This is a genomic window from Micromonospora sp. WMMC415 (assembly GCF_009707425.1).
Lineage (GTDB): Bacteria > Actinomycetota > Actinomycetes > Mycobacteriales > Micromonosporaceae > Micromonospora.
Genome location: NZ_CP046104.1, coordinates 3738494 through 3750975, shown reverse-complemented (window position 1 = coordinate 3750975; position 12482 = coordinate 3738494). Strand labels below are relative to the sequence as shown.

Below are 12482 nucleotides of genomic sequence, written 5' to 3'. Positions count from 1 at the left end.
GGGGTGACAGTCTCCGATCGTCGTCAGCCACCAACCGGGGGGAAGGGCAGGTGCGATGCCCATGTTCACCATCGCCGCTGGTCCGGGGCGCGTCGCGGGGCGGGCCCTCAGCGCGGTCCCGGCGCGTCCCACGCGGTGCTCCGCCGATCCGCCGGACCGCTGGCCGGTGCCGGTGGAGAGACGGACGGTGACCGTCCTCTTCGCCGACATCGTCGGGTCCACGGCGCTGGTCGACCGGCTGGACCCGGAGGACGTCCGGGCGTTGCAGCACGCCTACTTCGACACCGTGGCGGGGGTGCTGGGCCGCTGGCACGGCGTGGTGGAGAAGTACATCGGGGACGCGGTGATGGCCCTGTTCGGCGCGCGCGAGTCCGACGGGTTCGACGCGTACCGGGCGGTGCGCGCCGGGCTGGAGATCCAGCGGTCGCTGGACCGGCGGTCGCTGGTCGGGGGGCCGGCGCTGCGGGTCCGGGTCGGGGTGGCCACCGGCGAGGCGGTGGTGGACCTGGCCGCGACCCGGGACGGGGGGCACGGCACGGCGAGCGGCGCGGTCATCACGCTGGCCGCGCGCCTCCAGGAGTACGCCCCGCCGGGCGGCGTCGCGCTCTGCGCCGCGACCCACCGGGCCACCGACGGGCTGATCGACCAGCGTCCGGTGCCGCCGGTGGCGGTCGCGGGCAAGGCGCTGCCGCTGGACGTGTGGCACGCCACCGACGTGACCCGGCCCGCGCCCGGCCTGCACGCCGGGCCGCTGATCGGGCGGCGACGGGAACTGGCCACCGTCCGGGACCAGCTCGTGCGGACGGTCCGGGAGCGCCGGCCGCGGTGGGTGTCGCTGGTCGGCCCGGCCGGCAGCGGGCGCAGCCGGCTGCTGCACGAACTGGTCCGGACGGTCGAGGCGGTCGACGGGAACCCGGTCCGCTGGTGCGTCGCGCACTGCCCGCCGTACCCGGCGGAGGCCCTGGCGCCCGTCGCGGACCAGGTCCGTGGCTTCGCCGGCCTCCGCGCGCAGGACACGCCCCCGGTGGTACGCCGGCAGCTCGCCGCCGCCGTGACCGACCTGGTGCCGGCACCGCGCCGGACCGAGGCCGTGTACGCCCTGGAAGGTCTGCTGGCCGCGCCGGACGCCGGGGCCGACGCGCTGCGGGGTGCGGCCGTCTGGCAGGAGTGCCTGCTCGCGCTCGCCGAGCGGCAGCCGGTGGTGGTGGCGGTCGACGACCTCGACCGGGGCGCCCCGGAGCTGGGTCACTTCCTGCACCGGCTGCTCACCGCCGCCCGTACCCGGGCCGTGCCGCTCGCCGTGGTGGCGCTGCACGGTCCGGACCGGGCCGATGCCCGGCCCGGCGACCCGGGGTGCCGGGTTCCGCTGGGCAGGCTGTCCACGATGGAGTCCGGGCGGCTGCTGCGCCACCTGCTGCACCGGGCGGGCCGCCCCGCGCCGCTGGTCGCGGCCCTGCTGCCGTGGGTCGACGGGAATCCGGGGCGGGCCGCGGCCTACGTGGCGGCGCTGCCACCCGACGGGGCGGACCCGGCACGGATGCCGGTGCCCGACCCGGTACGCCGGACCGTCGACACCCGGCTGGACCGGCTCGACGGCCCCCGGCGGGCGGTGCTCATGGCGGTCGCGGCGGCCGGTACGCCCGTCGACGCCGCCGCCGTGGACCACCTGCTCGGCTGGGTGCCCGGCCGGGCGATGGCGGCGCTGCGTGAGCTGGTCGACCGGGGCCTGCTGACCCGACGCCCGGCCGGGTACGCCGTGGGCGACCCGGTGGTCGCCACGGTCGCCACCGCCCGGCTGACCCGGGCGGCCCGATCCGAGCTGCTCGCCCGCGCGGACCAGCGGCGCGGACCGTCCGCCCTCGCCACGGTCGCGCCCGCCGCGCCGACGGCCCGGTCCGCCGAGCCTGGCCCGCGCCCGGTGCCCGCCGACGGCCAGCCACGCCCCGGGTCCGCCGACCCCCGCACCGGTCCGGCATCCACCGGCGGCCATCCGCGCCCCGCGCCCCACGGCCACCCGAATCCGGTCGTCGCCCACCGGACCGGCGACGTGCCGTCCGGACCGGGCCTCCAGCCCGCCCCCGGCCCGGCCGGTCGCCCGCCCGGCCGGCCATCCCAGGCGGGCATTCGTCCGGACACCGCCGGCGCCGGCTCTCCCCGCCTCGCGGCCACCGCCACGTCCCTGGCTGGCCTCATCCCCGCCGCCCCTCGCGACGGCTCCGGCTCCGCCACGGCCACCCCCGGATCCCCGCCCCGCCACACCGCCGCCGCCTGATCGGATACGCCGCAGCGGCACCGCGACCGGCGGTCGTGCCGCTGCCGGGCAGGCGAACACGGCGCTCAGCGCCACCGGGGCGGCGGACCCGGGGCCCGCGCGGGCCCGGCCGTCAGTGGGGGTCGAGGAAGGCCAGGACCCGCTCCCAGGTGCGTTCGGCGGCGGCCTGGTCGTAGTCGGGCACGTCCGGGTCGGTGTACAGGTGGCCGACGCCCGGGTACCGGTGCACCGTCAGGTCGGCGCCGGCCGTGGTCATCTCCCGCTGCCAGGCGTCGAACTCGTCCGGCGGCTCCCACGGGTCGGGGTCGGCGAGGTGCACGTGCACCGGCAGGCCGGGCCGCACCCCGTCCGGCGCGCCGCTGGCGGCGTGCAGCAGCACCAGCCCCGCGGCGGCGGGACGCTCGCGCAGCATCGCGCCGGCCACGCCGGCGCCCATCGAGAACCCGAGGAACACCGCGTGGGCGGGCAGGTCGCGGACGGCCGCCCGGGCCCGCTCCACGACGACCTCCCAGCCGATCTTGTCCAGCAGCGCGATCCCGTCGTCGACGGTCTCCGCCGCCGGGACGCCGTACAGGTCGGGGGCGATCACCCGGTGCCCGGCGGCGCGCAGCCGGTCGGCGGCGGCGAGCACGGCGGGCCGCAGGCCGTACACGGAGTGGAAGAGCGCGACGTGTCCCATGTGCACATCCTGCCGGACGCCGCCGGGCGCCGCGCCCGGCTCAGGAGCCGTTCAGCGTACGGCTGCGACCCCGGAACTCGGCGACCACCTCGCCGTCGTCGCGGGTGACGGTGACGTCGTAGATGCCGCTGCGGCCGTACCGGGTGCGTTCGGTGGCCCGGGCGACGAGCAGGTCCCCCACCCGGGCCGGCCGGACGAACGTGACGTCACCGCCGGCGGCCACGGTCACCGGGCCGTGGCTGTTGCAGGCCAGCGCGAACGCGGTGTCGGCCAGCAGGAAAACGTACCCGCCGTGGGCGATGGCGTGCCCGTTGACCATCGCGGCGGTGACCCGCATCCGGGCCACCGCCGCGCCGTCGGCGGCCTCGACCAGCTCGATGCCGAGCGCGCGCGAGGCGACGTCGGCGTCGAACATGTCGTACGCGGCGTTGCGCTCCCCCACGTCACCCGCCCCGCCGCTGGTCGACGATCCGGCGCATCTTGCCCATGGACCGCTCCACGCCGTCCGGGTCGAGCACCTCGACCGCCACGCTCACCCCGATGGTGTTCTTGACCAGGCCGACCAGCGCCGCGCCGGCCCGCTCGGCGGACGCCCGGTCGGCGTCCGCCCGCCGCTCGACCCGGACGGTGAGGGTGTCCATCCGCCCCTGCCGGTCGAGGACGCACTGGAAGTGCGGAGACAGCGGGGGCGTACGCAGGATCAGCTCCTCGATCTGGGTCGGGAAGACGTTCACGCCCCGAACGATCATCATGTCGTCGGTCCGGCCGGTGATCTTCTCGATCCGGCGCATCGGCCGGGCGGTGCCGGGCAGCAGCCGGGTGAGGTCCCGGGTGCGGTAGCGGACGACCGGCATCGCCTCCCGGGTGAGCGAGGTGAGGACCAGCTCGCCGCGTTCCCCGTCGGGCAGCACCGCACCGCTGACCGGGTCGATGATCTCCGGGTAGAAGTGGTCCTCCCACAGGTGCAGGCCGTCCTTCGTCTCGACGCACTCGACGGCCACGCCCGGGCCCATGACCTCGGACAGCCCGTAGATGTCGACGGCGTGCATGTCGAGGCGCCGCTCCATCTCGCGGCGCATGTCCTCGGTCCACGGTTCGGCGCCGAAGATCCCGATCCGCAGCGACGTGGAGCGCGGGTCGACGCCCTGCCGTTCCATCTCGTCGACGATGGCGAGCATGTAGCTGGGGGTGACCATGATGACCTCGGGTTGGAGGTCGCGGATCAGCAGCACCTGCCGCTCAGTCATCCCGCCGGAGACCGGGATGACGGTGCAGCCGAGCTCCTCGGCGCCGTAGTGCGCGCCGAGCCCGCCGGTGAAGAGCCCGTACCCGTACGCGACGTGCACCCGGTCCCCGGGGCGGCCCCCGGCGGCCCGGATCGAGCGGGCCATCAGCCGCGCCCAGGTCCGCACGTCCTCCGCCGTGTACCCGACGACGGTGGGCCAGCCGGTGGTGCCGGACGAGGCGTGCAGCCGGGCGACCCGGTCCCGCGGCACGGCGAACATCCCGTACGGGTAGTTGTCGCGCAGCTCCGCCTTGGTGGTGAACGGGAACCGGGCCAGGTCGGCGAGGTCCCGGCAGTCGTCCGGGTGCACGCCGGTGGCCGTGAAGACCCGGCGGTAGTGCGGCACGTGGTCGTACGCGTGCCGCAACGACCGGCGCAGCCGCTCCAGCTGCACCGCCCGCAGCTCGTCGACGCCGGCCCGCTCGATCGGCTCCAGCTCCTCCGAGCGGGGGGTACGGTCCTCCACCACGGCCCTCCTCACGCCTGCCGCTTCGGGCGGAGTCAGCACCGCGCCGATCTTGGTACCGTACGCCCGCTCCGCGCCGGCCACCACCGCCGGCCCGCGTCCGCGTCAGGTCGGTGACGCCGGGCGGCGTCAGAGGTTCCGCGGGTCGAGGTTCCGCTCGCGCAGCAGGGCGTCCAGCTTGGCCTCGATCCGCTCGTCGGACTCGCGGCTCTGGGAGGAACCCCAGTAGTAGAACAGCGCGTCGATCCGGCGGCGGTCGGCGCGGCAACGGGTGCGGCGCGCGGGGCCGGGAAGGACGCCTTCCCGGCCCCGCGCCGATCATCGCAATGCCCATTCTTTCGTAGTTGCAAATTATTGGCAAGAAGGCCTGGACACGGGGCGCCAGGCGTAACTAGCCTTCTCCGCATGGCTCCTTACATTGCGAACGCGGCGGCCTGGCAGGAGAGCTGGGACCGCCAGCAGGAGGCGTACCTACCGGACCGGGAGCACCGCTTCACGGCCATGCTGGACGCCGTCGACGCCGTCCACGACGGCGGTCGCCCGCTGCGCCTGCTCGATCTCGCCGGCGGCACCGGCAGCATCTCGGAGCGGACCCTGCGACGCTTCCCCGACGCGCGGGTGACGCTGGTCGACCTGGACCCGGCGCTGCTCGCCCTGGCCCGGGCAACCCTCGGCGACCGGGTCGCGATCGTCACCGCCGACCTCGGCACGCCGGCCTGGCGGGACGCGCTTCCCCACCACGAGTACGACGCGGTCCTCACCGCCACCGCACTGCACTGGCTGCCCGCGGAGCGCATCACCGCCCTCTACGCCGAGGTACGCGACCTGCTCCGGCCCGGCGGCCTGCTGGCCAACGCCGACCACATGCCGGACGACACGCTGCCCGACCTGACCAAGCGCCTGCTCGACCGGGCCCGGGCGCACCGGGACGCCCGGTACGCCGCCGGCGCCGTACCGTCCTGGTCACAGTGGTGGGACCTGGCGGCGGCCGACCCCGCGTTGGCGCCGCTGGTGGCGGAGCGGCGGCGGATCTACCCGACCGGGCACAGTCCGGAGTGGAACCCGCCGGTCTCCTGGCACCTCGCGGCGCTCACCGGGGCCGGGTTCGGCGAGGTCGGCACGGTGTGGCGAGGCGGTGCCGACGCGGCCGTCGCCGGAGTCCGCTGACCCCGGCCCACGGGCTCGCCCGGCCCACCGGCCCGCCCGGCTCGCCCCGAGCCCGGCCGGCGTGATCCACCCCGTGCCGGCGACATCGGTGATCCACGGCGTCCGGGGGCCGCGATGGCGGCGGCACGGAGTGGATCACGAGGTAGGGTGACCCGGTCCGACGCCGGAGCAGGTGGGAGGGCGGGTGTCCGGTCCGGAGCAGCGGCGTGTCGACCCCGACGTCGACCTGCGCGTACCCGCCGACCGGGCCGAACTGGCCGCCCACCCGGCGGCGGTGCTCGGGGCCGTCGCCGCGGGCGGTGCACTCGGCGCCCTCGCCCGGGCCGGCGTGTCGGCCGCCCTGCCGCACGGCCCGACCGGCTTCCCCTGGGCCACGTTCGCGGTCAACCTGAGCGGCTGCCTGCTGATCGGCGTCCTGATGGCGGTGCTCACCCGGCGTGGCGGGCCGGCCCTGGCCCGGCCGTTCCTCGGCGTCGGGGTGCTCGGCGGCTACACCACGTTCTCCACGTACGCGGTCGACGCGCACCACCTCGTCGTCGCCGGGGCGCCGGCGACGGCCCTGGCGTACCTGGCGGCCACCCTGGTCGGCGCGCTGCTCGCCGTCGCGGCGGGCCACGCCGTCGCCGACCGGCTCGCCGGGCACCGGCCGGCCGCGCCGGTGCGCCGAGACGCCGGAACGCCGGGGGCCGGCCGGTGACCGCACTGCTGATCACACTCGGCGCGGCGGTCGGGGCGCCACTGCGCTACCTCACCGACCGCGCGGTGCAGGCCCGCTTCGGTACGGCGTTCCCCTGGGGCACGCTGACCGTGAACGTGGCCGGCTCCCTGCTGCTCGGGTTCCTCGTGGGGGTCCCGGTCCCGCCGGCGGTCGGCGCGCTGCTCGGCACCGGCCTGTGCGGCGCGCTGACCACGTACTCGACGTTCAGCTACGAGACGTTGCGCCTCGCCCGGACCGGCCGGCGCGGCCGCGCCCTGGTCAACGCCCTGCTCAGCGTGGCAGCGACCGTCACGGCCGCCACCCTGGGCTACGCGCTGGCCCGGGCGCTCCGCTGACCCTCCCTCGGGGCGGCGGGTGGTCCGGACGTGTCGGTCAGGGCCACGACCGGGCCGACCACGAAGACGGCCGGCGGCCCGACGCCGCTGCCGCCGGCGACCGCCCCGATCTCGTCCAGGCGCGCGGCCAGCGACCGCTGCCCGGGGAGCCCGGCGTCCTGCACGGCGAGGACCGGCGTGTCCGGGGCGCGGCCGTGCGCCAGCAGCACCGCGGCGATCGCGTCGACCGTGTCGACGGCCATCAGCAGCACCAGGGTGCCGCGGGCCCGGGCGAGGGCCGCCCAGTCGACCAGCGAGTCCGGGTGTCCGGGCGGCAGGTGTCCGGAGACGACGGTGAACTCGTGCGCCACACCCCGGTGGGTGACCGGCACGCCGGCCAGCGCCGCCGCGGCGGTCGCGCTGCTCACGCCGGGAACGACGGTCACCGGCACCCCGGCGGCCGTGCAGGCCTGGACCTCCTCGTGGCCGCGCCCGAAGACGTACGGGTCGCCGCCCTTGAGCCGGACCACCCGCCGGCCGGCGCGGGCGTGCGTGACCAGGGCGGCGTTGATGGCGTCCTGGCCGACCGACGGTCCCCGGGGCACCTTCGCCGCGTCGACGACGATCACGCCGGGGCGCAGCGCGGCGAGCAGCCCCTGCGGGGCGAGCCGGTCGACCACCACCACGTCGGCGGCGTCGAGCAGCGCCCGGCCGCGGACGGTGATGAGGTCGTCGGGCCCCGGCCCGCCGCCCACGACGGCGACGTGCCCGGCAGGCAACGGCGGCTCGTGGTGGTGGTGGCCGCCGACGGGGTGGGCGTGGTGATGGTGGCCGTGCCCGCCGACCGGGTCGTCGGGGTGGTCGTGGGGGGTCTGCGGCCGGCCCACCTTGTCGGCGAAGCCGGGCATCAGCACCCGGTACGCGCAGGTGTCGCAGTTCATCCGGATGTCGCCGCGGACCGCCTCGGCGTGGCGTTCGAGGATCAGGTCGGCGAGGGCGTCGCAGTCGCCGATCAGGTCGGCCACCCGGACGTCCAACTCCGGGTGGGCGGCGGCGTACGCCCGGGACTGCGCGACGATCCGGTCGGGCAGCACCCCGGCGAAGAGGAAGTACGGGGCGACGACGATCCGCCGGGCACCGAGCCGGCGCAGCCGGTCCAGCACGTCCGGCACGGACGGCTCGGCGAGCGAGATGAAGCCCGGTTCGACGCCGGCGTACCCACGCCCCTCCCAGAGCAGGCGCGCCACCTTGGCGACCTCCGCGTTGGCGTCCGGGTCGGTGGAGCCGCGCCCGATCAGCGCCACCCAGGTGCCGGCCCGGTCGTCACCGGCCAGGGCGGCGTCGATCCGCTCCTCCAGCGCGGTGTGCAGCAGGGGGTGCGGGCCGAGCGGCCGCCCGTACGCGTACCGGAGACCGGGGTGGCGCTGCTGCTCGCGGGCCAGCGCGGCGGGGATGTCGCCCTTGCCGTGGCCGGCCGCGGTGAGCACCAGCGGCAGCGCGACCAGCGACCGGTGGCCCCGGGCGGCCAGCGCACCGACCGCGTCGGTGAGCGGCGGGCGGGACAGCTCGATGAAGCCGCCTTCGACGTCGCCCACCCCCGCGCGGCGGACCCGCTCGACCAGCGCGGCGAACTGGGCCACCCCGGCCGCGCTGCGGGTGCCGTGGCCAACGATGACCAGCGCGCCGGCACCTCCGGCACCGGGCCCCACCATCTGGCCGGTTCGTTCGCTCATGCCGCCTCCTCCGCGTAGAGCAGGGCGTTGAGGGCGGCGGCGGCGACCGCCGACCCGCCCTTCTCGCCCCGGTTGGAGACCGCGGGCAGGCCGCTGGCCCGCAACGCGGCCTTGGATTCGGCGGCGCCGACGAACCCGACCGGCAGGCCGACCACCAGCGCCGGCCGCGCGTCGAGGGTGAGCAGCTCCACCAGTGCCGTCGGCGCGCACCCGACCACCCACACCGCGCCTGGACCGACCCGGTGCAGGGCGACCCGCATCGCCGCGGCGGAGCGGGTGATCCCGGCCCGGCGGGCCAGGTCGGCCGTGGCGGCCTCGGCCACCGGGCAGGTGGTCTCCCGGCCGGTGATGCCGGCGGCGACCATCGCCACGTCCGTCACGACCGGGGCGCCGGCGCGCAGCGCGGCCAGCCCGCCGGCCAGGGCCGCCTCGTCGCACACCAGGTCGGTGACGTACTCCAGGTCGGCGCTGGCGTGCACCACCCGCTCGACGACGGCCCGGGTCAGCGGCGGCAGGTGACCGAGGGCGGCGCGTTCCCGCAGGATCCGGTAGGACTTCACCTCGATCGGGTGCACGACCCGGCTCACCGGCCCTCCCCCGCGCCGGGCGCGGCCGGGTGGGCCGTCGCGGCGCTGACCGTGGTCGTTCTCATCGGCTTTCCTCCACCGTGGTCGGGGCCGGTGGCGCGGATGGCGTCCACCGGGCAGATCTCCAGGCATTCCAGGCAGCCGGTGCAGCGGTCGGCGCGGACGACGAGACCGCCGGCCACCGGCCGGATGGCGTGGGTGGGGCAGGTCAGCAGGCAGGCGCCGCAGCCCTGGCAGGCGTCGACCGTCACCGGCGCGCGGCGGTTCATCCGCGCCACCGGTAGCCGCGCGGGGTGACCATCCGGCCGGCGACCACCCGGGTCCGGCTGCTGCCCACGACGACGACGCTGTACATGTCGACCACCGCCGGGTCGAGGGTGGCCAGGGTGGCCAGGTGCACCTGTTCGCCGTCGCGGCTGGCGTTGCGGACCACGCCGACCGGGGTGTCCGGCGGCCGGTGGGCGGCGAGGATCCGCAGCGCCTCCGGCAGCTGCCAGTCGCGGGCGCGGCTGCGCGGGTTGTAGAGCAGGGCAACGAAGTCGCCCTCGGCGGCGGCGGTGACCCGGCGGGTGATGACCTCCCACGGGGTGTGCAGGTCGGACAGGCTCAGGTAGGCGTGGTCGTGGCCGAGCGGCGCCCCGAGCAGGGCCCCGGCGGCGAGGGCGGCGGTCACCCCGGGCACCCCCACCACGTCGATCCGGTCGTCGGCGTACTCCAGGGCGGGGCTCGCCATCGCGTACACGCCGGCGTCGCCGGACCCGATCAGGGCGACCGCGTGGCCGGCGGTGGCCTCGGCGACGGCGGCGCGGGCCCGTTCCTCCTCCGCGCCGAGGCCGCTGGCGAGCACCCGGGTGCCGGGGCGCAGCACGTCGCGGACCTGGTCGACGTACTGGTCCAGGCCCACCACGACGGCGGCCCGCCGCAGTTCGGCCACCGCACGGGGGGTGCGCAGGTCGGGCGCGCCGGGGCCGAGTCCGACGACCGCGAGCCGGCCGCGCGGCGCGTGCCGGGCGACCGCGACGGTCGCCATCGCGGTCGCGGTCTTCGGTACCAGCAGCTCCGCGTCACCGCCGAGCAGCGCCGCGGCCTCCGCGACGCTCGGGGTGCCGACGGCGGCGCGGACCACCTCGCTGGGGTTGGGCACGTCGACCGCCGCCAGCTCCGCCGCCGACCAGGTCACCAGGGGTACGCGCAACGCGTCCGCGGTCGCGCGGATGCCCGCCTCGTCGGCCTTGACGTCGGCGCTGGCCAGGCGGCGCAGGCTCGCCGGGCTGAGGCCGGCCTCGGTGAGCACCCGGTCGAGCAGGCCGCGGACCTCCTCGGCGGGTACGCCCCGGCTGGCCCCGACGCCGGCCACCAGCGACGGCGGCCGGAGCACGGCGGTCCGCCCGTCCAGCGGCACGATCCGGTCGGTGACCAGCAACCGGTACCCGGCCCCGGGTTGACCGCTCCCGTCAGCCGGGCGGACGTTCTCCGGCAGGGCGGGCAGCGGCCAGCTGTCGTCGGCGATCAGCGTGACCGGCTCGCCGTCGAGGATGGCCCGGCTCACGGCCGCGACCGCCCCGTCGACCGACCAGCCCAGGGTGTCGAGCCCGGGCACGCCGACCACGTCGGTGGCGGTGGTGACCACCGGCGTGGCGTCGAGCAGCGCGCCGACCTCCGCGGCGAGGGCGTTGGCACCGCCGGCGTGCCCGCCGAGCAGCGCGACGGCGTGCCGGGCCGCCTCGTCGACCACGACGACCGCCGGGTCGGTGCGCTTGTCGCCGAGCAGCGGGGCGAGGATCCGCACCGCCGCGCCGGTGGCCAGGAACGCCACGATCCCGTCGCACCGGTTCCAGGCCTCCCGCAGCGCGTCGGCGGCGCTGCCCGCGTCGACCGGCCGGGCGTGCGGCCACGCGTCGGCGAGGATGCGGGCGTGCCGCCGCCCGGCGGCGGTGACGGCGACGAGTCCGATCCGGCGCGGGATCGCGCCGGGGTCAGGGTGGGTCACGGGCGCTCCCCGGTGAGGACGACCACCGGATTGGTGGCGGCGAGGCGGACCGACCCGCCGGGCAGGTCGGCGAGGCGGGCGGCGGACAGTTGGACGCCCTCGACGGCGTAGCCGGCGTCGCGCAGCAGGTTCCGGGCCGGGGCGACCCGGTCCAGCGCGGCGAGCGCGACGACCACCCGCGCCGGGCGGCGGGCCGCGACGGCGGCGAGCACGCCGGTGCCGCCTCCGCCGACGAACACCGCGTCCGGCTCGGGCAGCCCGGCCAGGGCGTCGGGTGCGCCACCGCACACCACCCGCACGTCGACGGCGTGCCGGGCGGCGTTGGCACGGACCAGGTCGGCCGCCGCCGGGTCCCGCTCGACGGCGACGACGGCCGCGCCGAGCAGGGCGCACTCGATGCCCACCGAGCCGCTGCCGGCGCCCACGTCCCACACCAGCCGGCCGAGCCGGGGCCGCAGTCGGGCCACCACGAGGGCGCGTACCTCCGCCTTGCTGATCATGGAGTCGCGGTGGGCGTACGCGCTCTCGGGCAGCGCCCACCCGCCGGCGGGCGCGGCGGCCGGCTGGTTGTCGACGCGCATCCCGTCCGGCGGCTCGCCGACGCTCAGCAGGACGTGCGGGTCGGTCCAGGAGCGCGTGGCGGCCTCCGCCGGGGTGGTCCAGGTGACCCGCTCGGCGCCGGTGCCCAGGTGCTCGGCGACCACCAGGCGGCGGGGCCAGCCGACCAGGCCGGCACCGAGTTCGGCGGCGCCGGCGCCGGGCGCGGTCAGCACCGCGACCAGCGGCAGCGCCCGGGCGGCGTTGAGGGCCGGCCGGGGGTCGCGCCCGTGCGCGGTGACCACGACCGCGCCGTCCCACGGCAGGCCGGCCCGTGCGAACGCGGCGGCCACACTGGACACCGCCGGCAGCACCCGCACCGGCAGGCCGGCCGCCCGCAGCCGCCGCACGATCCCGAAGAGCCCGGGGTCGCCGCTGGCCAGCACCACGGCCGGCGTGGCGGCGGCGACGGCGGCGAGCCGGTCCAGGGCCGGCGCCAGCGGCCCGAGGACCACGGTCTCCGCGCCGGCCGGAACCGGGACGGCGGCGAGGTGCCGGGCCGCACCGACCACGAGTCCCGCCCGGGCGAGCACGCCGGCCGCGGCGGGCGGCGGCGGGTTGCCGGCGGCGTCCACGCCGACCACCGTCACGTGGGGCGGGTCGGCGTCCGGCTCGCTGGCGGCGAGGCCGCGTGGCCCGGCGTCGGCCACGGTCACGGACGTCGTTCCGGCGTC

12 protein-coding genes are annotated in these 12482 nt (G+C 77.6%); 4 read left to right on the top strand and 8 right to left on the bottom strand.

Annotated features, from left to right (window positions below; all coding sequences use genetic code 11):
- Positions 1 to 187 precede the first annotated feature (187 nt).
- Positions 188 to 2272 carry an adenylate/guanylate cyclase domain-containing protein gene (locus tag GKC29_RS17630; RefSeq protein WP_230688673.1) on the top strand — a complete coding sequence of 695 codons (2085 nt, stop codon included), beginning with the start codon at positions 188 to 190 and terminating at the stop codon, positions 2270 to 2272.
- 112 nt (positions 2273 to 2384) lie between these two features.
- Here the strand turns inward: GKC29_RS17630 and GKC29_RS17625 are convergent, their stop codons facing one another.
- Genes GKC29_RS17625 through paaK form a run of 3 tightly spaced genes read right to left on the bottom strand, consistent with a single transcriptional unit; the run spans position 2385 to position 4702 of the window.
- Positions 2385 to 2951 carry a dienelactone hydrolase family protein gene (locus GKC29_RS17625; protein WP_155331877.1) on the bottom strand — a complete coding sequence of 189 codons (567 nt, stop codon included), beginning with the start codon at positions 2949 to 2951 and terminating at the stop codon, positions 2385 to 2387.
- A 40-nt stretch (positions 2952 to 2991) separates the two neighbouring features.
- Complete coding sequence (gene paaI / locus GKC29_RS17620; RefSeq protein WP_155334198.1) at positions 2992 to 3366, bottom strand: hydroxyphenylacetyl-CoA thioesterase PaaI; 375 nt, start codon at positions 3364 to 3366, stop codon at positions 2992 to 2994.
- A gap of 28 nt (positions 3367 to 3394) precedes the next feature.
- Positions 3395 to 4702: a phenylacetate--CoA ligase PaaK gene (paaK, locus tag GKC29_RS17615; RefSeq protein WP_155331876.1), complete on the bottom strand. Its 1308-nt coding sequence runs from the start codon at positions 4700 to 4702 to the stop codon at positions 3395 to 3397.
- A 405-nt stretch (positions 4703 to 5107) separates the two neighbouring features.
- Here paaK and GKC29_RS17610 point away from each other — a divergent pair, with 405 nt between their 5' ends.
- The 3 genes from GKC29_RS17610 to crcB all read left to right on the top strand — a co-directional run bounded on the left by GKC29_RS17610 (position 5108) and on the right by crcB (position 6922).
- Positions 5108 to 5869: a trans-aconitate 2-methyltransferase gene (locus GKC29_RS17610; RefSeq protein ID WP_155331875.1), complete on the top strand. Its 762-nt coding sequence runs from the start codon at positions 5108 to 5110 to the stop codon at positions 5867 to 5869.
- 172 nt (positions 5870 to 6041) lie between these two features.
- Positions 6042 to 6566 carry a CrcB family protein gene (locus GKC29_RS17605; protein ID WP_155331874.1) on the top strand — a complete coding sequence of 175 codons (525 nt, stop codon included), beginning with the start codon at positions 6042 to 6044 and terminating at the stop codon, positions 6564 to 6566.
- Complete coding sequence (crcB, locus tag GKC29_RS17600; RefSeq protein WP_155331873.1) at positions 6563 to 6922, top strand: fluoride efflux transporter CrcB; 360 nt, start codon at positions 6563 to 6565, stop codon at positions 6920 to 6922. Before GKC29_RS17605 ends, crcB begins: the two co-directional genes overlap by 4 nt.
- On the opposite strand, the gene cobA is transcribed toward crcB, so the two are convergent.
- The 5 genes from cobA to cbiE are packed head-to-tail and all read right to left on the bottom strand — an operon-like array spanning position 6895 to position 12458.
- A complete protein-coding gene (gene cobA, locus GKC29_RS17595) occupies positions 6895 to 8634 on the bottom strand; it encodes a uroporphyrinogen-III C-methyltransferase (protein ID WP_230688672.1) in 1740 nt (579 codons plus the stop codon). The genes crcB and cobA overlap by 28 nt on opposite strands.
- Entirely contained in the window at positions 8631 to 9221 is a 591-nt protein-coding gene (locus GKC29_RS17590) for a precorrin-8X methylmutase (protein ID WP_155331872.1), read from the bottom strand. Before GKC29_RS17590 ends, cobA begins: the two co-directional genes overlap by 4 nt.
- Positions 9218 to 9490 (bottom strand): DUF362 domain-containing protein, encoded by a 273-nt coding sequence (locus GKC29_RS17585; RefSeq protein WP_230688671.1) that lies wholly within the window; start codon positions 9488 to 9490, stop codon positions 9218 to 9220. The genes GKC29_RS17590 and GKC29_RS17585 overlap by 4 nt, the downstream gene beginning before the upstream one ends.
- On the bottom strand, positions 9487 to 11211 hold the full coding sequence (gene cobJ, locus GKC29_RS17580) for a precorrin-3B C(17)-methyltransferase (protein WP_155331870.1): 1725 nt from the start codon (positions 11209 to 11211) through the stop codon (positions 9487 to 9489). The genes GKC29_RS17585 and cobJ overlap by 4 nt, the downstream gene beginning before the upstream one ends.
- Positions 11208 to 12458: a precorrin-6y C5,15-methyltransferase (decarboxylating) subunit CbiE gene (cbiE, locus tag GKC29_RS17575; protein WP_370463362.1), complete on the bottom strand. Its 1251-nt coding sequence runs from the start codon at positions 12456 to 12458 to the stop codon at positions 11208 to 11210. Before cbiE ends, cobJ begins: the two co-directional genes overlap by 4 nt.
- Positions 12459 to 12482 lie beyond the last annotated feature (24 nt).